The organism is Siphonobacter sp. SORGH_AS_0500 (assembly GCF_031453245.1).
Taxonomy (GTDB): Bacteria; Bacteroidota; Bacteroidia; order Cytophagales; family Spirosomataceae; genus Siphonobacter.
This window is the reverse complement of sequence record NZ_JAVIYT010000004.1, coordinates 52,691-78,587: the sequence shown is the minus strand read 5'-3', so window position 1 is coordinate 78,587 and position 25,897 is coordinate 52,691. Positions and strand designations below refer to the sequence as shown.

General features: G+C 43.1%; 20 protein-coding genes. 14 read left to right on the top strand and 6 right to left on the bottom strand.

The genetic code is table 11. The features are described from left to right. Positions 1-223: 223 nt before the first annotated feature. Positions 224-2,035, bottom strand: a complete 1,812-nt coding sequence (locus QE357_RS20940) for a beta-galactosidase (RefSeq protein ID WP_309711946.1) — start codon at positions 2,033-2,035, stop codon at positions 224-226. Between the two features lie 359 nt (positions 2,036-2,394). On the opposite strand from QE357_RS20940, the gene QE357_RS20935 reads away from it, so the two are divergent. From QE357_RS20935 to QE357_RS20915, 5 genes are all read left to right on the top strand, one after another. After that, positions 2,395-3,789, top strand: a complete 1,395-nt coding sequence (locus tag QE357_RS20935; RefSeq protein WP_309711943.1) for a Gfo/Idh/MocA family oxidoreductase — start codon at positions 2,395-2,397, stop codon at positions 3,787-3,789. A gap of 105 nt (positions 3,790-3,894) precedes the next feature. Beyond that, positions 3,895-5,268, top strand: coding sequence for a putative oxidoreductase C-terminal domain-containing protein (locus QE357_RS20930; protein ID WP_309711940.1), 1,374 nt, complete (start codon positions 3,895-3,897; stop codon positions 5,266-5,268). Between the two features lie 27 nt (positions 5,269-5,295). Then, entirely contained in the window at positions 5,296-6,441 is a 1,146-nt protein-coding gene (locus QE357_RS20925; protein WP_309711937.1) for a Gfo/Idh/MocA family oxidoreductase, read from the top strand. An 823-nt stretch (positions 6,442-7,264) separates the two neighbouring features. Continuing rightward, complete coding sequence (locus QE357_RS20920; RefSeq protein ID WP_309711934.1) at positions 7,265-8,095, top strand: helix-turn-helix domain-containing protein; 831 nt, start codon at positions 7,265-7,267, stop codon at positions 8,093-8,095. Between the two features lie 81 nt (positions 8,096-8,176). Further along, entirely contained in the window at positions 8,177-9,481 is a 1,305-nt protein-coding gene (locus tag QE357_RS20915; protein ID WP_309711929.1) for an amidohydrolase, read from the top strand. Between the two features lie 132 nt (positions 9,482-9,613). Here QE357_RS20915 and QE357_RS20910 read toward each other — a convergent pair whose 3' ends face one another. The 3 genes from QE357_RS20910 to QE357_RS20900 all read right to left on the bottom strand — a co-directional run bounded on the left by QE357_RS20910 (position 9,614) and on the right by QE357_RS20900 (position 12,969). Next, positions 9,614-10,000 (bottom strand): DUF3037 domain-containing protein, encoded by a 387-nt coding sequence (locus QE357_RS20910; protein WP_309711926.1) that lies wholly within the window; start codon positions 9,998-10,000, stop codon positions 9,614-9,616. Continuing rightward, entirely contained in the window at positions 9,978-10,775 is a 798-nt protein-coding gene (locus QE357_RS20905; protein ID WP_309711925.1) for a HipA family kinase, read from the bottom strand. The genes QE357_RS20910 and QE357_RS20905 overlap by 23 nt, the downstream gene beginning before the upstream one ends. A gap of 136 nt (positions 10,776-10,911) precedes the next feature. Further along, entirely contained in the window at positions 10,912-12,969 is a 2,058-nt protein-coding gene (locus QE357_RS20900) for a prolyl oligopeptidase family serine peptidase (RefSeq protein WP_309711922.1), read from the bottom strand. Positions 12,970-13,238: 269 nt separating this feature from the next. Between QE357_RS20900 and QE357_RS20895 the strand changes: the two genes are divergently transcribed. From QE357_RS20895 to QE357_RS20885, 3 genes are all read left to right on the top strand, one after another. Next, entirely contained in the window at positions 13,239-14,366 is a 1,128-nt protein-coding gene (locus QE357_RS20895) for an ATP-binding protein (RefSeq protein WP_307143587.1), read from the top strand. 258 nt (positions 14,367-14,624) lie between these two features. After that, positions 14,625-15,374, top strand: coding sequence for a porin family protein (locus QE357_RS20890; RefSeq protein WP_309711918.1), 750 nt, complete (start codon positions 14,625-14,627; stop codon positions 15,372-15,374). 57 nt (positions 15,375-15,431) lie between these two features. Further along, positions 15,432-16,598 (top strand): S41 family peptidase, encoded by a 1,167-nt coding sequence (locus QE357_RS20885; RefSeq protein WP_309711914.1) that lies wholly within the window; start codon positions 15,432-15,434, stop codon positions 16,596-16,598. A gap of 381 nt (positions 16,599-16,979) precedes the next feature. Here QE357_RS20885 and QE357_RS20880 read toward each other — a convergent pair whose 3' ends face one another. Next, positions 16,980-17,390, bottom strand: a complete 411-nt coding sequence (locus QE357_RS20880; protein ID WP_309711911.1) for a response regulator — start codon at positions 17,388-17,390, stop codon at positions 16,980-16,982. Between the two features lie 1,568 nt (positions 17,391-18,958). Here QE357_RS20880 and QE357_RS20875 point away from each other — a divergent pair. The 6 genes from QE357_RS20875 (at position 18,959) to QE357_RS20850 (ending at position 24,847) form a co-directional block, all read left to right on the top strand. Next, positions 18,959-19,321 (top strand): hypothetical protein, encoded by a 363-nt coding sequence (locus tag QE357_RS20875; protein ID WP_309711908.1) that lies wholly within the window; start codon positions 18,959-18,961, stop codon positions 19,319-19,321. Between the two features lie 97 nt (positions 19,322-19,418). Then, a complete protein-coding gene (locus QE357_RS20870) occupies positions 19,419-20,657 on the top strand; it encodes a lipase family protein (RefSeq protein ID WP_309711905.1) in 1,239 nt (412 codons plus the stop codon). 539 nt (positions 20,658-21,196) lie between these two features. Next, positions 21,197-21,793 carry a hypothetical protein gene (locus tag QE357_RS20865; protein WP_309711902.1) on the top strand — a complete coding sequence of 199 codons (597 nt, stop codon included), beginning with the start codon at positions 21,197-21,199 and terminating at the stop codon, positions 21,791-21,793. A gap of 45 nt (positions 21,794-21,838) precedes the next feature. After that, positions 21,839-22,165: an immunity 53 family protein gene (locus tag QE357_RS20860; RefSeq protein WP_309711899.1), complete on the top strand. Its 327-nt coding sequence runs from the start codon at positions 21,839-21,841 to the stop codon at positions 22,163-22,165. Between the two features lie 51 nt (positions 22,166-22,216). Then, positions 22,217-22,945 carry a pentapeptide repeat-containing protein gene (locus tag QE357_RS20855; protein ID WP_309711895.1) on the top strand — a complete coding sequence of 243 codons (729 nt, stop codon included), beginning with the start codon at positions 22,217-22,219 and terminating at the stop codon, positions 22,943-22,945. A gap of 354 nt (positions 22,946-23,299) precedes the next feature. Further along, positions 23,300-24,847: a glycoside hydrolase family 43 protein gene (locus tag QE357_RS20850; RefSeq protein ID WP_309711892.1), complete on the top strand. Its 1,548-nt coding sequence runs from the start codon at positions 23,300-23,302 to the stop codon at positions 24,845-24,847. 37 nt (positions 24,848-24,884) lie between these two features. On the opposite strand, the gene QE357_RS20845 is transcribed toward QE357_RS20850, so the two are convergent. Beyond that, the gene (locus tag QE357_RS20845; protein WP_309711889.1) at positions 24,885-25,892 is read right to left on the bottom strand and encodes a hypothetical protein; all 1,008 of its coding nucleotides are present in this window, start codon (positions 25,890-25,892) and stop codon (positions 24,885-24,887) included. Between the last annotated feature and the right edge of the window lie 5 nt (positions 25,893-25,897).

Genomic DNA, 25,897 nt, shown 5'->3' with positions numbered 1-25,897 from the left:
GCTCGGCAAAGCCGAGTGTAGTCAAAGCTTTTTAAATTAGGCGAGCTCGTATAGCGTTCTGTCCATTCTATTTGCCTCAGACGGCCAGAGGCCTACTGCTATTGGGTCACTCGGCAGAGCCGAGCGACTGCGATAATTTCTAAATTCTCCGTATACAACAAACAGAAAAGGCACTCAGTCCGGTGCCTTTTCTGTTTGTTGTATATCAAGGATATAAAGAAAATTACTCCAGCGTCTTTTTGCCCGAAATCGTAGCCGCTTCCAATTGATGCTGATCAAAGATGAGGACTTCATTTGTCCCTTTCTTTAGCCAGGATGCGGGGCAATACAAATGGGTTTGGGGGCCACGTTCCCAGTAACGACCCAGGTTATGACCGTTGATATAAATCACGCCTTTCTTATACGTACTCAAATCAAAAAACGTGTCAGCCGTTTCTGATAACTCAAACGTTCCTTTAAAGAAACGACCCGGTTGCCCGGCTACTTCGGCAGACGATTTCAGCGATTGAATGTAATCCTTTGTAAAAGGTAAATTATACACCTGCCAGTCCATGAGCGTCATGCCGTTAAGTGAAACGCGTTCGGTAATTCCCTTGCGATCAATCATGAATTCAGCGAAGTTGATGCGACCCATGCCTTCCACTAAAATATCCAGAATAGGTTCTTTTGAATCAGTTTTGGGTAAGGTGATGGTGTGGTTACCCCCATCCCGGTAGACATGGCCTACGTATTTCCCATCCACAAACACCGTAGCATAATCATGTAATTCTGTGATTAACAGCTTGCCGCTGGTGTGGGCGTTCAATTTCGTACGGTACAAAATGAAACCAGAATTCTGACCGAAGGCCTCCATCGGCTTAGGTTGAGCTACTCGTTTGGCTGGAGGTAAATTATTCCAAACCGAACCGTAAGCGTTTAAATGAATGGCCGGAATTTCCATGGCTGGAATCGCTTCGGGCAGAGCTGGAGGGGTGTGGCCCGTTGCCTGCTGAATGGCCTGACGCAAAGCATAAAACTTCGGCGTTGGGCGGCCCTGCTCATTCACGGGAGCATCGTAATCGTAACTCGTTAAATCGGGCTGATACTCCGTAGGCTTGAAGGCGTTAGCTCCAGCCGTAAACCCAAAATTGGTTCCGCCGTGAATGACATACAGGTTAAACGAAAGCTTGTTTTTCAGCAGGAAGCGAACCTCTTTCAATAAGCCAGCCGTATCGGGTCGAGCCCATTTTTCGCCCCAATGCGTCAACCAGCCCGGATAAGTCTCCGCTGAAAAAACGGGAACACCAGGGTTCATTTTACGAGCCAGATCAAAATCAGCCTGACTTGCTCCGGGGTCCAGTCCGGTTGCTGCTCCGGGTAAACTGCCGGCTTTCAGATTGGCCGTTGCCGGGCCATCGGCTGTATAAAAAGGAACGTTGATTCCATTTTTCAGCCACAGCTTTTGTACCGTTTGCATGTACTCTCGGTCGTTGCCGAAACTCCCGTATTCATTCTCAGCCTGAACCATCAGAATAGGCCCGCCTTGGGTTACCTGAAGATGGTTAACTTCTTTACTCAAAGCCTTAATGTAACGCTCGGCAGCTTTCAGATAGGTTGGGTCCATGCAGCGAACTTTCAGATCGGACTGGGCTAACAGATAGGGAGGAATACCGCCAAAATCCCACTCTGCACATACATAAGGCCCCGGACGCAGTAATACCCAAAGTCCTTCCTGCTGAGCTAGTTTGATAAATTCGGCGATGTTTCGGTTGTCGGATCTGAAATCGAAGTGACCTGGTGTTTGTTCGTGGTAATTCCAGAAAACATAAGCTGCAATCGTATTACAGCCCATGGCTTTGGCCATCTGAATGCGATGTTTCCAGTATTCTTTTGGAATGCGGGCGGGGTGCATTTCGCCACTAATCATGTGAAAAGGCTTACCGTCGAGCAGAAAATGCTCTTGACCTAAAGTAAAGGTATGCTTCTGAGCCTGAAGCTGTAGCCCGTAAAACAGGACGGTAATGCACAGAAAAACTCTTAAGCAGAAATGGTTCATTCGTTTACAACTGGAAGAAAGAAGTGTTAACATATTCTTCAAAGTAAAGCTCAAAAACAAACCTTTATACTCGTTCGCTACAAAGAATGAAAGTCTGAGTAGGAAGGGTTCGAAAAGGAAGAGGGAACGTACCGATGACTGCCAAGACTAAAGAACTGACTGTTAGAACATTCTATCAAAAAATAGTCGATGATCTGAGCCTTACGCGGTTAATCCTGGAATGAAATCGTGCTTTTTTTTTAGCTTCATGAAAGAGTTAGGTACAAAGAGTAAGGTTGTAAAGCCCTATTGGAAGTCATATAGGTAACGCCATCAAGGAATGAAAAAGACGGCCTGACAAAACCTCTAAATGCAATGAAATGATGACCCCTAACGAATCTCTTTCCCGACGCAGATTTCTGGATCTGGCTGCCAAAGGAACGGTTGCTTCGGCCTTGATTGGTATTCCCAGCATCGTCCCCTCCTCTGTTTTTGGTAAAAATGCACCGAGCAATCGAATTAACGTGGGAGCCATTGGTACGGGGCGTATTTCCCGGGGACATGATATTCCGGGCGTCTGGCAGTATGACAATGCCCTGATTATGGCCGTTTGCGATGTGGATGCCAACCGAGCTCAGGATGCCAAAAAACTGGTGAATGACTATTACAGTAAAAAAAGCGGGAAAGATTACGATGGGGTGCAGGTTTACGGGGATTACCGTGAATTATTGGCGAACAAAGATATTGATGCCGTACTGGTTAGCACCCCTGACCACTGGCATGCTCCGATGGTCATTCACGCGGTGCAGGCGGGTAAGCACGTGTATATGCAAAAACCAGCTTCTCTGACCATCAGCGAAGGTCGAATGATGGCCGATGCGGTGAAGCGTTCCGGTAAAATTGTGCAGGTAGGAAGCCAGCAGCGATCTTCTTCGCAATTTCGTTATGCTGCCGAACTCGTTCGGAATGGACGCATCGGACAACTAAAAACGGTGTATGTTGGCCTGCCCGGTGATCCTTCCGGCGATGAGGAAAAGGAAATGCCGATTCCTAAAAACCTGAATTATGATTTCTGGTTAGGCACGACGCCTGAGGTATATTATACCGAAAAAAGGGTACACCCGCAGGTAGGTTATGACCGTCCGGGCTGGTTGCGTTGTGAGCAGTTTGGTGCCGGGATGATTACGGGCTGGGGATCACACCACATTGATTGTGCCCACTGGGCGATGAATACGGAATTAACGGGTCCGGTAGAGATTTGGGGGAAAGCTGATTTTCCGAAAAGTGGCCTCTGGGATGTACACGGCATTTTTCGGACCGAAGCTCTGTACGAAAATGGCGTTCGAATGGTGGTTAGTAACGAGCTGCCTAACGGCATTAAGTTTGAAGGGACCGACGGCTGGGTATTCGTTTCCCGGGGTGATGCTGCGGTTACTTCAAGTGATCCTTCGGCCAAACAACAGGCCTCTAAAGCTCTGGATGCGAGTGATCCCAAGTTGTTAACAACCGAAATCGGACCGAAAGAGATACATTTACCCGTCAGTAAAGAACACCACGGAAACTGGCTGGAAAGTATCGCAGCAAATCAACAACCCATTGCTCCGGCAGAAGTGGGACACCGTTCCTGCTCGGCTTGTCTCCTGCATCACGCTGCCATGAAACTCAACCGAAAGCTCTACTGGGATCCCCAAAAAGAGCAATTCAAAAACGACGCTGAAGCAAACAAATTACTATCCCGACCGCAACGCAAAGCGTACGCGATTAAAAGGGTTTAAAAAGTTTTGAGTTTAGAGTTTTGGGTTGTAAATCCGATGAAAAGATGAAATTTCACATCGAACTCTAAACTCAAAACGCCAAACAATAAACACTAAACTGTACTAATGAATCTTCGTCAAACCTCTTTGCTGGGCTTTTGTGTGGCTGCTTTAATGGCCTGTTCTGAAAAATCTGAAAAAAACAGTGAAGCTTCTGTTCACCTGATTACCCTGGACCCGGGCCACTTTCATGCGGCTTTGGTTCAAAAAAGCATGTACCCTGAAGTAAGCCCAAAAGTATACGTCTACGCTCCCGATGGCCCTGATTTGCAGATGCATCTGGATAAAATTGAAGGCTATAACAAACGGGCGGAAAACCCTACCCATTGGGAAGAAGAAGTCTATCAGGGGAAGCATTACTTCGAGAAAATGCTTCAGGAAAAGGCGGGTAATGTGGTGGTGCTGGCAGGCAATAACCAGAAAAAAGCCGAATACATTCAGAAATCAATCGGAGCCGGGTTCAATGTGCTTTCTGATAAACCGATGATCATCCGGGCCGAAGATTTTGAAAAGTTGAAAGAATCCTTTGACACAGCCGAGAAGAAGAATTTACTGCTCTACGATATTATGACGGAGCGTTTTGAGATCAGCACCACGCTGCAACGTGAATTCTCGAAGATTGAATCGGTGTTTGGAAAGCTGGAAAAAGGAACGCCCGACAATCCGGCAGTAACCAAGGAAAGTGTACACCATTTCTATAAATACGTTTCAGGAAAAGTGCTTACTCGGCCCACCTGGTTTATGGATGTTAATCAGCAGGGTGAAGGGATTGTTGACGTTACCACGCACCTGGTAGATCTGGTTCAGTGGGAATGTTTTCCAGAACAAAGCATTGATTACCAGAAAGATATTAAGCTTAACTCAGCTCGCCGCTGGACGACGGATATGACCCGTAGTCAGTTTGATGCGATTACCAAACAAAAAGATTTCCCGGCTTACCTGAAACCAAGCATTGTCAAAGACAGCATTCTGAAGGTGTATAGTAATGGCGAGATCAACTATCAATTGAAAGGGGTTCACGCGAAAGTTTCCGTAATCTGGGCGTATAAAGCTCCCGAAGGTGGCGGCGATACGCATTACTCCATCATGCGGGGAACGAAAGCCAATCTGATTATTCGTCAGGGACCCGAGCAGAATTTTGTAACGACCCTAACTATTGAACCCGTTGCCAACAAAGTAACCGAAGCCGAAATGAGGGCGGCCCTGAAAACCATTCAGCAGACGTATCCGGGCGTAGAATTGAAGAAAACAGAAAAAGGCTGGGAAGTAGTGATTCCCAAAAAGTATCAGGATGGTCATGAAGCACACTTTGGCCGGGTAACCGAAAATTACCTCAAGTATCTGAAAACTGGGAAGTTACCCGACTGGGAAGTGCCCAATATGATTTCGAAGTATTACACCACTACACAGGCGTTACAGTTGGCAAAAAAATCGAAATAACTCTAACTATTACTCCCCTGAACCTCTATGAAAGAAGAAAATCGTCGGCAGTTTATTCGGCAATCGGTAACCGCTACTGCTGGTTTAATGGCCTTGCCTACGCTGGCAAATACGGTCTCTAGAGCCAAACCAACGCCTGCTAAAACCTGGGACAATCCGCGACTGAAATTCTCAGTGATTGGCATTAATCACTCCCACATTTACGGGCAGGTAGAAGCGGTGATTCGTGGGGGTGGACAACTGGTTTCTTTTTACTCGAAAGAAGCGGATTTAGCCGCAGCCTTTGCCAAACGTTACCCGCAGGCGAAGCAGGCAGCAAGTGAGAAGGAAGTACTCGAAGATCAATCAACGCAACTGATCCTTAGTTCCATTATTCCTGATCAACGGGGTCCTCTGGGCGTTCGCGTAATGGAAGCCGGAAAAGACTATATGGTGGATAAACCGGGCATTACCAGTCTGGATCAGCTAGCGGAAGTACGCCGGGTGCAGAAGAAAACGAAGCGTATTTTTTCAATCATGTTTAGCGAGCGTTTTGAAAACAAAGCGACCGTTAAAGCGGGAGATTTAGTAAAAGAAGGAGCCATTGGTAAGGTGGTACAGACGATTGGACTGGGCCCTCACCGCATTAGTTTGATGAGTCGCCCGGACTGGTTTTTTGACCGCAAACGCTACGGTGGAATCATTTGTGATATTGCCTCTCACCAATGCGATCAGTTTTTGTTTTTTACCGGATCGACTAAAGCTGAAGTGGTAGCTTCGCAAACGGGGAATGTTCATTTTGCAAAATACCCTGATTTCGAGGATTTTGGAGATTTAATGGTTCGCGGGGACGGTGGTACGGGTTATATCCGGGTAGACTGGTTTACGCCCGACGGACTAAAAACCTGGGGCGATGGCCGTCTTACCATTTTGGGTACGGATGGCTATATCGAAATCCGTAAGAACATTGATATTGCCGGGCGAGAAGGGGGGAATCACCTGTTTTTGGTGAACCAGAAAGAAACCCGTTATATCGATTGCAGCCAGGTGGATTTGCCCTTTGGGAAGTTACTGGTTGATGATGTCATCAACCGCACAGAAACGGCCATGTCGCAGGAGCACTGTTTTCTGGCCACAGAGCTAGCCTTAAAAGCCCAACAGAAAGCTCATAAACTAAATTTTAATAAAGCATAATTGTATAAAGATCATTACGCAACGGTTGCCAGCTTTTTAGCTGGCAACTTTTTTATGGAGCATATCTGCTCTTTTGGGTTGCTCATTCTGTAGCCTGCTGTTGAGAAGAGGGATATGTAACATTCTGTCATTCAGATTAATGAAAGAACTAGCTCGTCTAGTCCTCGTTTCAAAATACAACTAGCAATTATTACATCAGGTAGAGACGCGATTAATCGCGTCTGGGTAAGAGGCGTTTTTTAATACTGGTTAATTCTTTTCATCTCCCGGCCAGACGCGATGAAGTCGCGTCTCTACCTAGGAAAACGTTCTTATTACTCTCTCGCAGTCGCTCGGCTCTGCCGAGTGACGAAATAGATAAATAGGCCTTCTGGCCGATAGGATTGAAAAATACTTGGATGTAGCAAACTATCTAGCTTACTTCTATTGTCTTTGGGGAGACGGCCAGAGGCCTACAGCCAAGTCGTCACTCGGCAGAGCCGAGCGACTGCAATAGAGATATTTACACTAAGTAGAGACGCGATTAATCGCGTCTAGGTAAGAGGCGTTTTTTTAATACTGGTCAATTCTTTTCATCTCTCAGCCAGACGCGATGAAGTCGCGTCTCTACCTAGGAAAACATTCTTATGCTATTCTGGATTTGGAAACCTTCACGATCTTTTGTCTATTCTAAACGTATTCTTCTTAAAGGTTTCGAACACTCCTGATTAGAAATTCTTTAGAGAAGGCTTTTAGAATAGTAATCCCAACAAATGCTCAGGGGTAAAAGGATGAGGCCGCCACTTGTGTATCTTTCGCAATAAGAACATCTCAGCAAATCTTCATGAATCTCGTATTTCCGACCTTAGGATTAGACCATTTTCAGGAAAATGAACGGAACGAGGTGCGTTTGTTGAACCATCTGACTCATGGAAAAAACACGATTACGGTTCCTCACAAGCACGATTTCTTTCTCTTCTTCCTGGTAGAGGAAAGTTCGGGAACGCATACGATTGATTTTGTTGATTATCCCGTCGCTAACCAGCAAATTCATATTCTCTTACCCGGTCAGGTACACCATTGGCAGTTAGCAGATCCTACGAAAGGGTATCAGTTAATGATGAGTCAGGCTTTGGTGCAGACGTTTACGGATTACCTGCAGTTTTCACCTCTGTTAGCCACGCCAATTATTGAATTAGATGAAAAGGCGTATCTTCTATTTCGGCAGGAATTTGATCAATTATCAGCAGAATTATTACTTGCCTTACCTGATTGGACATTAGTTGGTTTACGTTGCCGAATTATCGCTCGGTTAATCAGTCGGGAGCTGGAGCGAAATCAGGCCTTTCCTTCAAAGGCTTCTCCGATATTGGTAAATTACTTACAGTTACTCGAAGAGAATTATAAAATTGAAAAGTTAGTAACCTTCTACGCCGACCGTCTTCACATTACTCCTAACTATTTAACCATTCTCTGTAAAAAACACCTCAACCTTTCGGCAGGAGAGCTGATTCATAACCGATTACTGTTGGAAGCCAAACGTTTATTACAAATTACAGATCGGTCAGTTAAGGAAATTTCTTACGACTTAGGTTTTGAAGATTTGGCGTATTTTTCCAATTTCTTTAAAAAACATACAGGTATATCTCCCCGGACTTTTCGAGAGCAGTTATAATATTTACAAGTTATTATGATTTTTTTATAACAAGTCTCTTTGGCGTCGCTTCTACTTTTGCAGCTTCAAATGATATCCAAGATGCTTACTCGCAAAGCTTTTCTTCAACAAATCCTCGGAGTTATGGGAGCTGGATTAGTAACCAATGCCTGGGCAGCGAATTCGGTCCATCAGGAACCGGAAAAGGCTCAGATTATTCTAAAAAATGTTCGTCTGGAAACAGGATTTGAACGCGATGATCTGGAAGTGACCCGGACGAAAACAGATTTGTTTGTTCTGGTAATTGAAGAAGGGAAAATTAAGTCCATTCAACCCAATCGGGATGTTAATGGAGCCATCGATGCTAAAGGTTGTTTGCTGTTACCCGCCACGAAAGATATGCACATTCACCTCGATAAAACCTATTATGGCGGTGAATGGAAAGCTCGTTCCAAGCGGCAAAAGTCAGTGAAGGATATGATTGCACTGGAGGAGAAAATCCTGCCGGGTATGCTAAAAACCTCCACGGAACGGGCCGAAAAATTAATCGAATTATTACAATCCAAAGGCTCTGATTTTGCCCGGAGTCACGTGAATATCGAACCCGCTTCACAGCTTAATTCGCTCAAAAATCTTCAGAAAGCCCTCGAGCATCAGAAGGAAGGTTTCTCAGCGGAACTCGTAGCTTTCCCGCAACATGGTCTTTCCAGATCTGAAGGGTTAATGAAGGAAGCGGCCCAGATGGGCATTGATTTCATTGGCGGTCTTGATCCGTTTAGCATTGACGGTAGCGTTGAAAAACCTATTGATTTTACGGTTCAACTTGCTTTGGATTATCAAAAAGGCATTGACATTCACCTGCACGAATCGGGCGAAAGTGGCCTAAAAACGGTTCAGTATCTCATTAAAAAGGTAAATAAAAATCCGTTTTTAAAGGGTAAAACCTTTCTAAGCCACTGCTTTATTCTGGGAAAACTGGAAGGAAAACAACTGGAAGAAATCGCCCAGCAGTTAGCGGAAGCTCAGATTGGGATCATTTCAACGATTCCTTTTGGAAAGGTAATCATGCCCATTCCTACGCTACATCAGCACGGCGTTTCCGTCATGACAGGTACGGATAGCGTAGTCGATCACTGGAATCCTTTCGGCACGGGAAGTATGATTCAAAAGGCCAATCTGATGGCTCAGTTGTATGGCTATTCCAGCGAGTTAGAGCTTTCCAGATGCTTGGGCATTGCCACGGGTAATGTTCTTCCTTTGGATGAATCTGGTCAACAACAATGGCCAAAAGCAGGGGATAAAGCCAGTTTTAATTTGGTGGAAGCCAGTTGTTCAGCGGAAGCAGTAGCTCGTAATTCACCCGTGAAGGCTTTGTATCACGAAGGGAAATGCGTGTACAAAGGTTAATTGTCAACGTTCCGAACGTTGACAATTAACGAATATGCAGTCGCTCGGCAGAGCCGAGCGACTGCGGGGAGAAACGATTAGAAACTAATTACCAGAAAATAAAGTGTTGGAATGACAGGTATAATAGGGGCATTAATTTTCTACCAATTGCGTAAATAACCTCGACAGTGTTTCGTTCGCATCCTGACAGAATCCGGTGTGTAAAGGGGAGGTTTGCAGAATTGTACTCCGATTGGCCGCCAGCCAGCGAAAACGGGAGGCAATGGGTAACTGACCAATGACGCCGCCTTCTTTTTTTCCCGCACAAACTTTTTCAAAGGCCCGTAATCGTTCGTACAATTCTCCTACATTAATTTTGGAATAAAGGGCTGATAATCGGCCTTCGTCGAGCATGAATTTGGTTTGAAGAAAGCCTTGCTTCGGGCAGTATAAAATAACGCCGACGTTCATAAATTCTTCCCGTTCCACGCGTGGGACTACGCGAATCACGGCGTACTCAAATAAGTGCTTTTCTTGCATTTTCTGCTTCTTTGACGAAAATTTCCGACGCGGCGAGTCGCGTTTGTAAAAATTGAATGTAGACCTGTCGTTGCTCTTCGGGCGTTCCCAGCGAAGGATCGACAAGTAACCAGTCGTCGGGAATCAGACTTACGATGGCTTCAATGCGTTCAGGAGTCAAGATGGAACGGAACGAGCGATCTACCTCGGCTAGTTGTGAGGCCTGGGGCAATAATACGTGGTCTTTCACCTGCACAAAAGGACGGATGCTCTGGGCTTGCCAGTTATCCCAGTTATGATGAAAGTAAAGCGAAGCTCCGTGGTCAATGAGCCAGAGCTCCCGGTGCCACATGAGCATATTCGTATTACGGGCGGTGCGGTCTACGTTGGTAATCAGGCAGTCAAACCAAACAATCTGAGAGGCCAGTAAGGGCTCTACCGTCGTAACGAGGGCATCAAAAGTAATGGCTCCCGAGAGGTAATGCAGGGCCAGATTTAGCCCGCCGCTGGTGCGTAACAAATCCTGAATTTCCTCGTCAGGCTCGGTGCGACTCATGTCCGGGTCAAGTTCGCTGAAGACGAGCTCAGGAATTTTAAAACCCAGAAAACGAGCCAGTTCACCACCAATCAACTCCGCAATAAGAGCTTTAATCCCTTGTCCGGCTCCTCTGAATTTCTGGACGTAAAGAAAACCGTCGTCGGCTTCGACAATGGCTGGCAAAGAACCGCCCTCCCGCAAAGGAGTGACGTAACGGGTTACCTGCACCGTTCGCAGTTCGTTATGGATATTGTTCACAGGCTCAATCGACTTATAAAAACTGATAATTATGAAATAACTGCCGGACGAAGGTACGTGGTAAATCTACGTCATGCTGTAAAAAAATACCCCCAGTTGTTGGACCAGGGGTATTTTTACCGAGAATAAAGCAAACCTATTTAACGGTTTTTATTCCCATATTCTCGAACATAAAAGCCCACTTATCCGCCTGTTCTTCAATGATTTTGGCAGTCGGTTTCCCAGCTCCATGTCCGGCAGAAGTTTCAATGCGAATGAGGACTGGATTAGGTCCCTGGTGTTTTTCCTGCAAGGTAGCCGCAAACTTAAAGCTATGAGCGGGCACTACCCGGTCGTCATGGTCGGCTGTGGTTACCATCGTGGCCGGATACGCCGTTCCTGCTTTCAATTGATGCAGGGGCGAATAGCGATACAGGTTCTCAAAGCTTTCCTTCGACTGAGCACTGGAACCATACTCAACCACCCAACCCCAGCCTACCGTAAACTGGTGAAAGCGAAGCATATCCATCACTCCCACGGCGGGAAAAGCTACTTTGAAAAGATCAGGACGCTGCGTCATTACCGCTCCCACTAACAAACCACCGTTGGAGCCCCCTGAAATGGCCAGCCGTTCTTTGCTGGTGTATTTTTCTTTTTGCAGATACTCCGCCGCTGCAATGAAATCGTCGAATACGTTCTGTTTTTTCTCCAGCATACCACCCTTGTGCCAGCTTTCACCGTATTCGCCACCCCCGCGAAGGTTAGCCTGAGCGTAGATGCCGCCATTTTCCAGTAAAATAATATTGGAAGTACTAAACGCCGGAGTCAAACTCACGTTAAAGCCCCCGTAAGCATACAGCAGGGTAGGGGCGGTGCCGTCTAGTTTCAGCCCTTTTTTGTAAGTTAGAAACATGGGGACTTTCGTGCCATCCTTACTTGGAAAAAAGACCTGTTTCGTCTCGTAGTCAGCCGGATTGAATTTTACTTCCGACTTGCGGAATAGCTCCGATTTACCCGTAGCAATGGTGTATTTGAAGATGGTTGACGGGTATAAAAACGAAGTGAATACATAGAAAATCTCCTTATCGTCTTTATTACCACCCCAGCCGCTCGAACTGCCCAGGCCGGGTAACTCGACGGAATGGTCAAGCTTCCCATTTTTTAAATCATATTGAAAAATCCGATCTGACGCGTCTTTGAGGTAATTGACAAACAACTTGCCCCCGCCAGTACCCGCCGATTCGAGTTTTTCGGGTTTTTCTGCGACAAAATCCTGTTGCTGTTTCGTCGACGGATCAACCAGGGCAATGCGGTAATTCGGAGCTTTTTCATTGGTATGTACGAGTAATTTGCCGCCGATATTATCAATCACAGAATAGTTATGATCGAAACCTTTAAAAAGAAGGGTGAAATCTTTTTGGCCTTTACTTAAATCCTTCACCCAAATCTCCGAACCGTCGGTTCCTTCCGAGCTATTAATGATCAGAAAGCGATCATCTTCCGTGGTTTGAGCAAAGAAATACCGTAAGGGATGTTCCTTGTCTTCAAATACTAGCTGATCTTCTGATTGGGCCGTACCTAATCGGTGGTAATAGATTTTATGGAACCGATTGGCCGCCGAAAGTTCTTCTCCTGACTTGGGTTCGTCGTAGCGACTGTAATAAAAGCCATCTTTATACCAGGCCGCACCACTGAATTTGAGCCAGTTCAGTTGATCTTTTGTCTTTTTACGGGTCGCAATCTCCATCACTTCCATTTCCTGCCAGTCCGATCCCGCCCGGTTGATGCTCAGAGCCGCGTACTTATGATCGTGGGAAAAACCCGCGAAACCCGCCGTTACCGTTCCGTCGGTTGACAGCTTGTTCGGGTCAAGAAATACTTCAGGCTGAGAGGTTAACCCTTTCTGGTAGTAAATGACTGCCTGATTTTGCAGACCATCGTTCTTAGAGAAAAAGTAATAGGAACCTATGCGAAAGGGAGCTCCGTATTTAGGGTAATTCCAGAGAGCTTCCAGTCGTTTTTTAATCGTATGACGGAAAGGAATTTTTTCCAGGTACTGCGTAGTAAGCCGGTTTTGTTCAACAACCCAGGCTTTGGTAGCGGCAGAAGTGTCGTTCTCAAGCCAGCGGTACGGATCAGCCACAGAAGTGCCAAAGTATTGATCACGAACAGTATCGTCTTTTCTGGTTTTCGGATAATCTAGGGATTGTGACATACAGGTACTTGCGTAGGCGAGGCCTAGCGATAAAAGCCAATAGGAATGTTTCATGGGTTATGGACACATGCAAGATGATCGATCAGGTAAATATAAACGTCTTCGGAGATTATAGGTTAAGACAGGCGGTTTCTTCCAGAAAGTACATAGCTGGCAGCGGAAGGAAAGAACATCTGAAATAGTACTTCTCACTCACTCGGCAGTTTTAAAATTATGCGATTATATTCTACATTTTTTATTAAATTTGTAGAATACAATCGCAATAATTAATGATTAAGCGACTTTTAGAAGCTCAATTGGATGCCCGTTGGGGAACGGGGAAAGCCCTGGTCGTTTTGGGACCACGGCAGGTAGGAAAAACCACTTTGCTAAAGAAACTTTGCGAAGAAAGAGGTTCCTACATACTGCTTAACGCCGATGAAGCCGATGTGCGTAGCCAGTTAGAGAATGCCAATGTCAGTCGATTAAAGCAAATACTGGGATCTAATAAAATCGTCTTCATCGATGAGGCTCAACGCATTCAGAATATCGGATTAACGCTGAAATTATTAACGGATCAATTGCCCGAACGGCAGTTACTGGTCAGCGGATCATCCTCACTCGAACTTGCTAATCAGATCAATGAACCGCTGACCGGACGAAAATGGGAATTTCGGATGTTCCCCATTTCCTGGGCTGAGCTAACGAATTCGGCGGGTTACCTGGAAGCCCATCGGCAATTGGAAACGCGGTTACTCTACGGCATGTATCCCGATGTAGTGACGAGCCTGGGGGACGAACGGGCTGTTTTGCAGCAGCTCAGTACGAGTTACCTCTACAAAGACCTATTGACTTTCGGTGGTATTCGTCGGCCCGAAATACTAGACAAATTGCTGGTTGCTCTGGCTTTGCAGGTAGGCTCGGAAGTATCTTATAACGAACTTTCTCAGCTACTACAAATCGACCGGGCGACGGTGGAGAGTTACATTAGTCTACTGGAGAAAGCATTCATTATTTTCCGACTTCAGCCGCTTAGCCGAAACCTTCGCAATGAGATTAATAGCAGCCGCAAGATATATTTTTATGATAATGGCATTCGGAATGCTATTCTGGCTGATTTCAAGCCACTAAACTTACGCGGTGATGTAGGAGCTTTGTGGGAAAATTTCCTGGTAAGCGAACGTCAGAAACATCTGCACTATACGCAGCAATGGACTCGGAATTACTTCTGGCGAACCTATCAGCAGCAGGAAATTGATTACGTCGAAGAACAGGACGGAAGTTTTCGGGCGTATGAATTTAAATGGAACCCTAAAGCAAAAGCCCGTTTTTCAAGCACCTTTCTGGAAAGTTATAAACCCGAAACGGCTGACGTAATTAGTCGGGAAAACTTTGATGCTTTTGTAGGAATCGTTTAATCCATAACCCCAAAAGATTCATCGTATTTTTCATTAAGAACGTATAGAAAACAGCGTACTAGATCCTGCTTCAAAAAAGATATCAAACAAATGCAAGGTCCTGACGTTTTAGGACAGAAAGGTCCCGCTTACTAAAAAAGTAAAAACAATCCTTTGACCGTTTTATAAATAAGCAGTCTTTAAACTAATTACTTGTTCTAGCTTTGAAAGTGGGACTTATGATAAGTTCGATTTTTAATAAACGTCAGTACGTATTTCATGAAAAACAAATTTACGGGCCTTATCTTTTTGATGTGGGTATTCGCTCTTCCTGGTTATGCCCAGTGGTCGGTGGGAATCGAAGGCGGTTACAATCAAAATGCTCTCTACACCAATGTGGGTGCTCTGTCTTTTACCAAGTATGTGCCGCAGAATGGCTTCTCCGTCGGAATTCCCGTTCAGTATAAAATTAAAGATTGGTTTTCCATTCAGGCCGATCCGCAGTTTATCCAAAAAAATTATGAGCTAAAGCGGACGCAGTTTTTTGAAGGAATTTATCAGAAGAACATCAACTCGTACGTTCAACTGCCGTTGATGGGCCACTTTACTTTTGGGGGTGAAAAGCTCAAAGGTTTTCTTAATCTTGGAGGTTATGCTTCTTACTGGAGCATGGGTCGGATCAAAGGTGTACAAGCTAATATTTTTTCTGACATCGAATCAAGCTCGGATACCCAGGAATATGACCGTTACCTGGAACTGAAGAACGGCTATTCTTACAACGAATCCTACACCTTTGACGAACGCAAAGATAACCGTCTGGAGCTGGGTTGGCTGACTGGCGTTGGCATGAGTTATCAGTATAAAAAGTATCAGTTCTTTGTGGAAGGGCGTTATTACCAGTCCATTACCGATCAGCAGAAAAACTATATGATTAATCAGATTCCGCGGTATAATCAGACGTACACGGCTCAGATTGGTTGTTTGTATCAGTTTGCTAAAAAGCCTAAAAAATCCACTTCATCCAATTAGTGACTTCCGCTCTTTATGAGTTATTATATCTCGTAAATGGCTTATCATAAGATAGTTATGAAACTTATTTATTCGTTAATAGCCGCCCTGCTGGTGATGGGCGTTGTCTCTTGCCAGAAAGAACTGCTTGACCTGGAGCAACCTGAACAGTATGTGGTAGGCAGTTTCAGCGAGGAGTTTGAAGCCTTCTGGAATGGCATGAACAGCAACTATGTATTCTGGGACATTGATCCTACGGATTGGGATGCCATTTATAGAAAGTATAAACCCCTTTTTGCCCAGCTTAACATTAATAAAGATACCGACATCCGTAAGGCATATACCTATTACCGGGAAATGACGGCTAATCTGGTTGACTCTCATTACGCCTTGGTTCCGAGTAATAATGCTTTATTGGATTCGGCCACGATTAGTCCGGCTTACAAGCGAATTCAGAAGCGTCCGGATTTTCACCCCGGCATTTCCGAGCGATATTACTACAATTACGTTTATCCTTATTACCTGGGTAGCAATGGGTTAAGAACCATAGATAGCACGGCGGGTACGGTCATGGTTTCGGGTAAAATCAGTAATAGTATTTTATACTTCCACTTCTCAGAATTCAATCTTAAGGATCGTTTTGAAAACGGAAAACTAGCAGAACGTCAGGTTCTGCAATACTTCTTCAATGCCCTGAATGACAATTCACTTACCGGAGTCATTCTAGACCTTCGGGGCAATGGAGGCGGTAATCTTTCGGATCTGAATTTCCTGATGGGAGCCTTTACCGATAAAGCCTATACCTTCGGAGCGACCCGTTCGAAAGGCGGCCCCGGTCGATTGGACTATACGCCCTGGATTGATGCGAAAGTGACGCCCAAAACAGGGGCAAAGTTATTCACCAAGCCCGTGGTGGTTATTACCGATCAGTATTCAGTAAGTATGGCTGAAATTACGGCGATGGCGGTCAAAGCTCTTCCGAATGGGAATGGTCGCGTTGTTGGTGAACGAACCTGGGGAGCTAACGGGCCTCTAACATCCAAAGTTTTTTACAACGGCGGACAATTCTCAACGGCCTTATTTGACCTCGTATATACCTCTTCCCAGATGTTACGCTACAAAGATGGCGTGGTTTACGAAGGTGTAGGATTTCCGCCGGATATCACCGCTACTCTGAACGTACCCTCGTTTCAGTCGGGTAGGGACAATCAATTGGAGCGGGCTATTTCGGCTGTCATGCAATAGAGATAAAGATAGCCTATTCAAAACGCCTTCAGGCCCCAAATGGCGGAAAAGCGGAACGATACTACAAAGTATAAACTAACAGTCAGGTGCTTTCCTCTACTAATAGCTTCAACGTGGGCCGGGAACCCATACCAATTCCCGTTGAGTTTACGTTATGGCTTTTAGTTAATACAAATTTATTGGAACACCTTTAGCTTTATAATCCTCTACTGACTCGATTCGGTAGAGGATTTTTGTTTGTACATACCCAATTACCCATTTTTCTGCGTACGCTTTTAGTACCGACGACAATATACAGGTAAGCGTTTTTATACTTGCAAAAAGTTACCGAATCTGTACCATCAGTGCTCCCCGTGAATAGAAACGATTGATAGTATACGTTTAATTAAAAGCAGTTTTATTTAATTCAATCCAATACCGATAGATCTGATCCCAAATTAAGACAAGACCATCCTGGGTGCTTGGCTTGGTAATGTAGCTGTTTGCCCCTTGCAGGTAAGCTTCTTTTACCGTCTCTTCGCCCTGTGAAGTAGTCAGAAACAGGACAGGAATATGAAGCCATTGTTTCATGGAACGAAGCCTCTCAAGTAGCTCCAGTCCGTTCATTCGAGGCATGTTAATATCAGTGATAATCATCTGGGGAGACAAATCCCTGAGTATTTCCAGAGCATGCTGCCCATCATGAGCAAAGATTAGCTCACAGGGATGATCCGACTTTTCTACCACTGACTGGAGAAATTCGCGGTCATCTTCATCATCTTCAACAACTAATAATAACGGAGAATTGGACATGAACGGGTTAACAATTTGATATACGCTGCGATACAACATGATCCAAATTCCGGGAGCCAGGAGACAGATTCAACGTAGCGAACAATGATTTAGATTAGGTATCTGATTGTTATCTAAAATACGATAATAATGAAAAATAAGTTTTCTATAGGTATAAAATGAAAATTTAGTTATAGATAATGATCTGATAGTGAAGGAAATAGGATTCAATGATTAAGTAAATAACCTGTAATCAATGACTTACATGCATTAAGATGAATTCAGCTCGGGTAGCTTACTGATACACATCAGCAAGAGAGTACAGTTTCTGTTTACGCCTATACTTAACTTTGGATTAGTACAATTACTACTAAAGATTTATAATGGATTAGTGGCAATGGTTGAAGGAAATGCAAGAGCGTATAGGGTAATACTTAACATAACCAAAGTTATAAAACAATAGCTATCTGTTGAATTTAATGTACAGAATTCAGTATGAATAACGGCGTTAATGTAGGTGAAGTAAATTCAAATGATCATATATTATATTATTCCAATTCAAATTTGGGCTAGCTTTTACATTTATAAAAAGCTACATACGATTTAATCTATAAGAATACTATCGACTGAGCTTTGCCCGACTAAAACGTAAGTCTAGAATTTATTTAATTTATAATTTGACTCTTATTGACAGATAAGCGAACTGGTAAAATCAATACATAAAGAATTATATCGATCTATAGATAGATTAAAAACATATAAATGTTAAAATTATTGTACTTACAAAATATGCACTATTTATTTGCAGCATTCAAGCCTAAATATTCGTGGTTACCCAACTAAGTTATTAAAGTTTTTACTTGGCTTTTCATTAGTTGTATACCCTATTTCTATGGCTTTATTTCATACATCTACCGCCCATGAAACTTAATCAATACTGTCGTATCTTTATCTGTGATGGTCTGCTAGTATACTAGTAATAACCTTATGGAATTGCTGATAACCAGTTTATTCAGGTCATAAAGTCTCTTATTGTGAGAACATTCATTTTTGCCAGAATGATTATGCTCCCATAATTTTGTACGACAGGCTTGTATCATACCTATCCACCTTTGTCCACCTTCCTTCTTATGAATTTCTTTCTACACTCTACTTTGTACAGGCCCTCTCCCGTTATCCTAACCTCCTAAGGTTTTGATTCTGGTTCTATTTTCAGCTTTCATTTAGTTGATTAGTAAGCCTATACTTCATTGGCACAGTACAGGCTATTCCCCTGTATTTATTTTATATATTCACCACACATGTATCCGAAGTATTATTGCCGTATGCTTACATACGCTAGTGTAATAATATGCCTCCTCTCCACTATTAGTAGGGCTCAAACGTCTAATAAACATTACGTTATAAGCCGAACGTATCGGGAACCTAATGCTCAGATCACTTGGCCTAATTCTAGTATTGATTGGGGAAATTCACATCAGGCTGTTTCTCAAATTAGTTACTCTGACGAATTAGGAAAGCAAAAAAAGCTGATCTGCGTTTATGACTGCAATCAAGCTACAGAGTACTTATTGCAACAAATGGATTATGTGCATCGCCCTGTAAAGTGCTATTTACCCGTAGCCGTAACGCTGAGCACTGTAGGCGAGCAAGTTACTCTTTCGTATTCTTTCTGTAATTCGGGGGACGTACTCAAGAGTCCTCATAGGGGTGCCAATTACTTCACAAAAACGGCATACGAACAATCCCCTCTGTCAAGAACGGCTCAGGTAAAAGCTACTGCTCTGCATGACGATAGCAGTGGTATGCAAACCTTTTCCAAGGCGATTGACAATGCAATTAAACGTTATCCGGTGGGTAGTAACAGTCAGGCTATTCCCTCTTCTAACTATGCCGGCGGTGAACTTCAATGCACGAACGTCATGGGTGAGTGCTACTCCTTCCAATGGTGAAAGAGCTAAAGCCGAAGAATAACTAGTAGTGCCCGGGTAGAAGTCTGACTCTTACCCATTCTTACTTGAATTGATCTCCCATTTTCTTTATTATACGATGAATATTTTTTTACCTAAATACTGGAGTATCTACCTTTTAGTGCTTACCCAACTCACGCTGTTTTCCTGTTCAAAAGGTCCCGATCCCATTACTCCGGTGGATCACCCTGAGCCTACTCCTACCACTAAGCCCGATGTTAAACTTTTATATGTAGTAGATAGTAGTTTGGCGGGCCATTACAGCAATGCTGAACTCCTTCAGCTCCATACCTACAACGACTCTTTAGTCTATACTCCGAAGGACTATAGTGTCGACATTTACCGACTTACCTACCGTACCTTGTTACCCGATGGCTCACCCATTCTGGCTTCCGGGGTAGTCTTTGTTCCCCGGCAGGCTAAAGTCGTATCTTATCCCCTGCTGAGTCTACAGCATGGCACGGCGTATGATCACGATAACGCTCCTTCGGCCTGGAATCTGTCAACCCCGAGTTTTAGCCAACCGCTCTATTTTGCCTGCCAGGGTTACATCACCGTCTGCCCGGACTACATTGGTTATGGCAAGGCTGATATGTATCAGCACCCCTATGAGCATCGGAAGAGTCTGGCTCAGGCTACGGTAGATATGCTCAGAGCTACCAAGGAATTTTTAGCTGTCAAAAAACTCGGCTGGAATGAGCAGCTTTTTCTAGCGGGCTATTCCGAAGGTGGATACGCTACCCTGGCGGCTCTGAAAATGCTGCAAGAGCAAGCGGCAACGGAGTTTACCGTGACCGCCAGCAGCTGCGGTTCGGGTCCCTACGCTACGACTTCTTTCTTTAAATTCATTACCACCCAGCCCACCATTGGTAAGCTGGCCAACTACATTTACGTCTGGCAAATCTTGAGCTACAATGAGTTTTACAATTTGTGGAAACCCGTGAATTTTTACTTCAAGGAGCCTTATGCCAGTCAAATTCGTACCAATCCTAAAAGTGCTCAGTACATCGAGAAAAGCTTTCACGAAATTTGTACGGATGAGTTTAAAGCAGCTTTACAGGATCCTACTTCGGAGATAGCCAAAATGGTAGCGGACAATGATCTCTCGGGCTGGAAACCTAATTTCCCCTTATACCTTTTACACGGTGATCAGGATGAATACATTGCCTACCTGAATACCGCTGAAATTCTAAAATCCATGGAAGCCTTAGGGAGTACGCAAAGCATCCTGACCCGGATTCCTAATGGCTACCATGTTCCTACCGAAATTACCTATCTCAAGCGTACCTCTGAATGGTTTAGTCAACGAAGAAAATAATGAAAGTCAACCCGCCATGAGAACAAGCTGGGGCATAGATTCTCCTGTAAAAGAGAAATCACCTTTTTTGTGATAATAAGTCGAATAATCAACCCATGGGCGGTGTACGAGTAAGATTTTAGGTAATAATACTGCTGAAGATGACTCGAGTTGTTTCTATCAATAATATTTTCCTGAATATTGCTTAATGCCGAAGAGTTCAATGAATTCTATTAAATTCATTGAACTCTTCGGCATTAATAAAAAATAGACTAAAAGAGACACAAATATTCATAGTTCATAATTAAAGAGAGACTTTCCTTATTTTGATACTATCATGAAAAAATGCCCAGGATAAAAAATAGAATTTTTAGAATTAGTTCTTTCTAAATAAAGAATTTTCATTAGTTTGTATTTAGTAAATCGTTATCCTAAACTGTTCCAAGTGTTAAGAATATAAGGTGGCAATGATATGTATAACACAAAATTTTAGCTTATTTACTCCTAGTAAGTATAACGTCTAAAATAGAGACCCCATAATTATATTAAATACTTTCAAAATGAAGAAATTCATACCACTGATAGTTTATTTGATCGCTGTTTTAGGACTTTTTTCTCTTCAAGCAGCTATAGCTCAAAGTAGTAATCAAATTCAGAAAAAAGCAATTGCACTTATGAAACCTGGCAATACAAGTATTAGTCTCATGCTAGGTGAGCCTACTTCTAAAGCTTTGCAGGTTTTGGGGGATCCAAATTCAATAGCTGACGAATACTGGGAACATCCTGAAATTACAGTGAAAGTATACACCTACGGCCGTAACAAGCTATACTTCTATAAGAGTAAACTTGATAGTTATGAAATCAACGATTCCTCTATAAGTGTAGGTACCATTCATGGTCAAACATTTAAAGTAACAGATTTCAGTGTGATTAAAGATGTTGTTATACCACGTGGCCCTGGTGAGCCACCACGCCATGAAATGGGAAGGTTTATACTAAATTACCAATTGCAGGAAGGTACTGGTTCTTCGCGTGGCAAAAATTATTGGTCTAATGTCTACTATTATGTAATGAGTGGGTCTACTAATCTTGACTCGATATTCGAAATTTTACTTGACGCTAATAACAAGATTATAAATATCTCTGTTACAGATTAATGCATTAGCAAGTACATGAGCCTAAGTAAAAAGCCACAAGATCTTATGAATGACCAAGACACTAAAAATATAAATATATTACAATGGTTACAGGAATGGTATCAATCCCAATGTAATGGAGATTGGGAGCACCAATATGGTATTAGTATCAATACACTTGACAACCTTGGATGGGATTTGAAAATAGATATCTACAACACCGAATTAGAGGGCTTAGAGATTGATTACCAGGTAGTCGAAGTAAATGAAAATGATTGGTATGGTTTTAAAGCAGATAGATACAAATATGAAGCCTTTGGAGACCCTACAAAACTAGAGACGTTAATCAAGAAATTTAAAGAGATTGTAGAGAGTATCTCAATTTCAGAGTAGGTACTTAGTTAAAATGTAATAACACATTAATGGTTTGGTAATAACTTTTGTATGACTTCAGAATATAGCTGGTATTCAATAGTTCATTGGTTGAAAAAAGGAGTTGAGTTGGACCGTATGGGTCTTAATCGTACAGAGGAGGACCTATATGACTTACAACATTTAAGCGTTGACTATCAATCTCTCATTGACTTAGGGATAAGGTTTCCCTTTATTATTAAAAAATATAATTTTGAAAATGTAGATTTTACGAACAGTGCTTTATCTGATTCTTGGTTAAGCTTTTGCTCTTTTAAAAATTGTATATTTAAAAATTCAAAAATTCAGAAATCAAATTTTACGGCCTGTAAATTTGAAAATTGCAAGTTTATTAAAACAGATTTTTCTTATAGCTTTCTAGTACAAAATTATAGATACAATGCTGGACATTTCAAAAATTGCTTATTCGAAGAATGTCATTTTAAGGATAATGACTTTACTTTTCCTGTAATAGAAGATTGTACTTTTTTAAAGTGCAAGTTCAATTGGGTTAATTTTGATGGTAGCCGCTTTAAGAATACTGTTTTTATAGGAAAGTTGAAAAGAGTAATGTTTAAGAAATATTCTGTTACTGCTCAAAAGACATTTTTAGAATTATTTAAAATAATAAAAGTTAATAAAGTTGAAAATATGATGGAAAATGTAGATATGAGTAATGCTGAATTTGGAGATGTTGATTTTGATAAAAAATTAAATTTATCAAAAGTTATTTTTCCTACAAACGAGAATAGTTCTCTTTAATATAAAAATTGAAGTATCATTGCCATAGGAAGATATTTACTGATCCGTGGGCTTTAATTTTATTGACCAATGCCTGTTTCGCTTAAGTTTAGGGAAAAGTCTATCAGGATAGAAACGTCAAGACGATTTTAAGTCTTAAACTCGTAGAGCTACAATTAGGCCAACCTAGTCGTGTATAAAGATTTAATCCTATCCATCTACCGAATGAATACATTTCGTAGGGGAATGGCTAGACAAGTCGTATAAACTTTAACTTTTTTACCCTGGTAAAGAGTTTTTTCTAGGGATTAGCCGCTTTTACTGCAAGAATGTCTTGTCTATGGGAATCCATTGATTCCACACTTCACCTCTGGCATGAAACTCTTTTTCTCTTTGTTCGTATCTATTTTGCTGGTTTCTTTTCTGGATGCAGGAAATGCTTGGGCAAAGTTTTCCATTACCACAAAAAAAGACAGTAACCAACGGCAGGAAAATCCCGTCATTCCCGGCGACTTTGCTGATCCTTCGGTCATTCGTGTAGGCGACACGTATTATGCTACCGGAACATCCTCTGAATGGGCTCCCCATTTTCCTTTGTATCAATCTACTGATCTGATTCATTGGAAATCCATGGGTTATGTTTTTCCGCAAACGCCTTCCTGGGCCTCGGCTTCTTTCTGGGCACCCGAACTTTATTACCGCAAGGGTACGTACTACGTTTATTATGTAGCTCGCAAAAAAAGCGACGGAATTTCCTGCATTGGCGTAGCGACGTCTCGTAACCCGGCTCAGGGGTTTACAGATCGCGGGATTATACTGGAATATGGAAAAGAAGCCATTGATGCCTTCATTATTGAAGATAAGGGCCAGCAATATATCACCTGGAAAGCCTACGGCCTCGATCAGCGACCCATTGAAATTCTAGGTAGCAAGCTTTCAGACGATGGCTTGAAACTGGAAGGCGAACCTTTTACGTTACTCCGGGATGATCAGAAAGAAGGGCTGGAAGGGCAGTGTCTGGTAAAGCGTAATCAGTATTACTACCTGTTTTACTCACCCGGTAATTGCTGTGGCCGCGGTTGTAATTATAAAGTAGAAGTAGCTCGTTCGGCATCCATTCAGGGACCCTATACCCGTTTTGAAGGAAACCCCTTGCTAGCCGAAACCGACGAATGGAAATGTACGGGCCACGGCACGCTGGTCACTTCCAGGGAAGGGAAAGATTATTACCTCTATCACGCGTACAGCAAAGCGGATGATGTATACACGGGTCGGCAGGGAATGCTGGGAGAAGTAATCTGGGATTCAGCAACCGGCTGGCCGCAGGTAAAACCGTTGGGCGAGAAGGCGAAGGCTATTGCTAACTTTAAAGATGATTTTTCAGGAACGTCTTTGTCTGGCCAGTGGCAGTGGGATTTTCGCCATGCTGAGCCCGAGGTTCAATTGAGTAAAGGGCAGTTGTCACTAGCTGGGAAGAACCTACAAACAAACCTGGCTGGAACAGCCATGACCATCCGTCCACTGAAAGGAGACTATGAAATTAGTACTGAGGTAATGAATCAGAACGCCAGTCTGAAAAGTCTGGTGCTTTACGGTGATGCTGCACAGGCGGTAGGAGTTGGCGTGAAGGATCGCACCGTAGAAGTTTGGGAAGTGAAGAAAGATAAAAGATCGGTACTTCGTCAGGAAAAGCTGGTAAGTAACGAGCCTGTCGAGCTAAAAATGACCGTAAAAAAAGGTGCTGAACTCCGGTTCTACTGGCGACAAAAAAGCAAAACCTGGAAAGAACTCCCAATACAAGACTCTCCCTATAACGGAGAATTTCTGCCTCCCTGGGACCGAAGCCCCCGGCCCGGCGTATTACAGCAGGGGGCCATAACGGCACCGGCTCTCTTTAATTTTTTCGATTTACATTACCAATAGACCTTAGAAGACGCCTGAATAGATGTTCAGGCGTTTTTTATTGTTCCGTAATCATGCGAAGCCAATGACTAAAACTATACTTTATTCTAATTTCTTCGGGCAATACCTCATAAGGGGTCTTTAAAAAATCATCTAGTTCAGCTTCATTTTCACTGGTGAGTACGAAAAAGTTATTCGGATGGTAAAAGTCTTCGTGAATAACCATCGGATTTGTAGTAATAACCTTCTTCTGTAGCTTGATTCCATCAAAAATTCGGAAGGAAAACCCGGCGTGTATGTCCATTTTGAAATCCAGAATAATTTCTGTGTCCTTAATCAACTGTAGTTGTTCTTCGTAGGGAACAATGGTATGAAAACAATTGAAGTGTCGTTTGACGAAAAGGGGAATTTTATCTTCATCCTGCTTAGGATACACTAAATCAAAACGAACGGGACTTAGTTTTTGAGTAATGAATCGATAGAACGACTGAATAATATCGATGCGGGAAGGATGATACGAACTGATGTAGTAAATTTTATACCCCTGATTCAGGGCTTTATTCCTTTGCATCAACTCCGGGTAGTCGAAGTAAAAATTAGGGGCGTACCGAACCCCGTATTCCCGAAAAGTCTGGACATCGCTGCGATCAAAAACGAAAAACCGATCAAATAAAGAGACCTTGGAAAGCACCTGTGGATTAGCTTTTAGTCCATCGTAAAAAAAGGAAAGAAACTGTCGGCTCCGGTGTTTGGCTACTTTGAGTAACTCCTCCGAAAAAAGGTCGGGACGAATGACGAGCGTTACGGCATATCGCCGCTGGCTTTTCACTAAAGCCATTCTTTTTTGGGTAGAAAACTCAGTTTTTTCGGCCTCATTATCATGCTTTGAAAAGGCCTTACTAAAGAAGTAACTAACTTTTTGAAATACACTTTTCTTTTCAGGTGGATACAGATTATTATGAACAACGGTAACCTCGTACCCCAGGTGAATCAGGTTTTTTTCAATGACCCGATACAACTGATAATCCCAGGGAGCAACGAGTAAGAACTTTTTTGGGTTGGGCATACGAT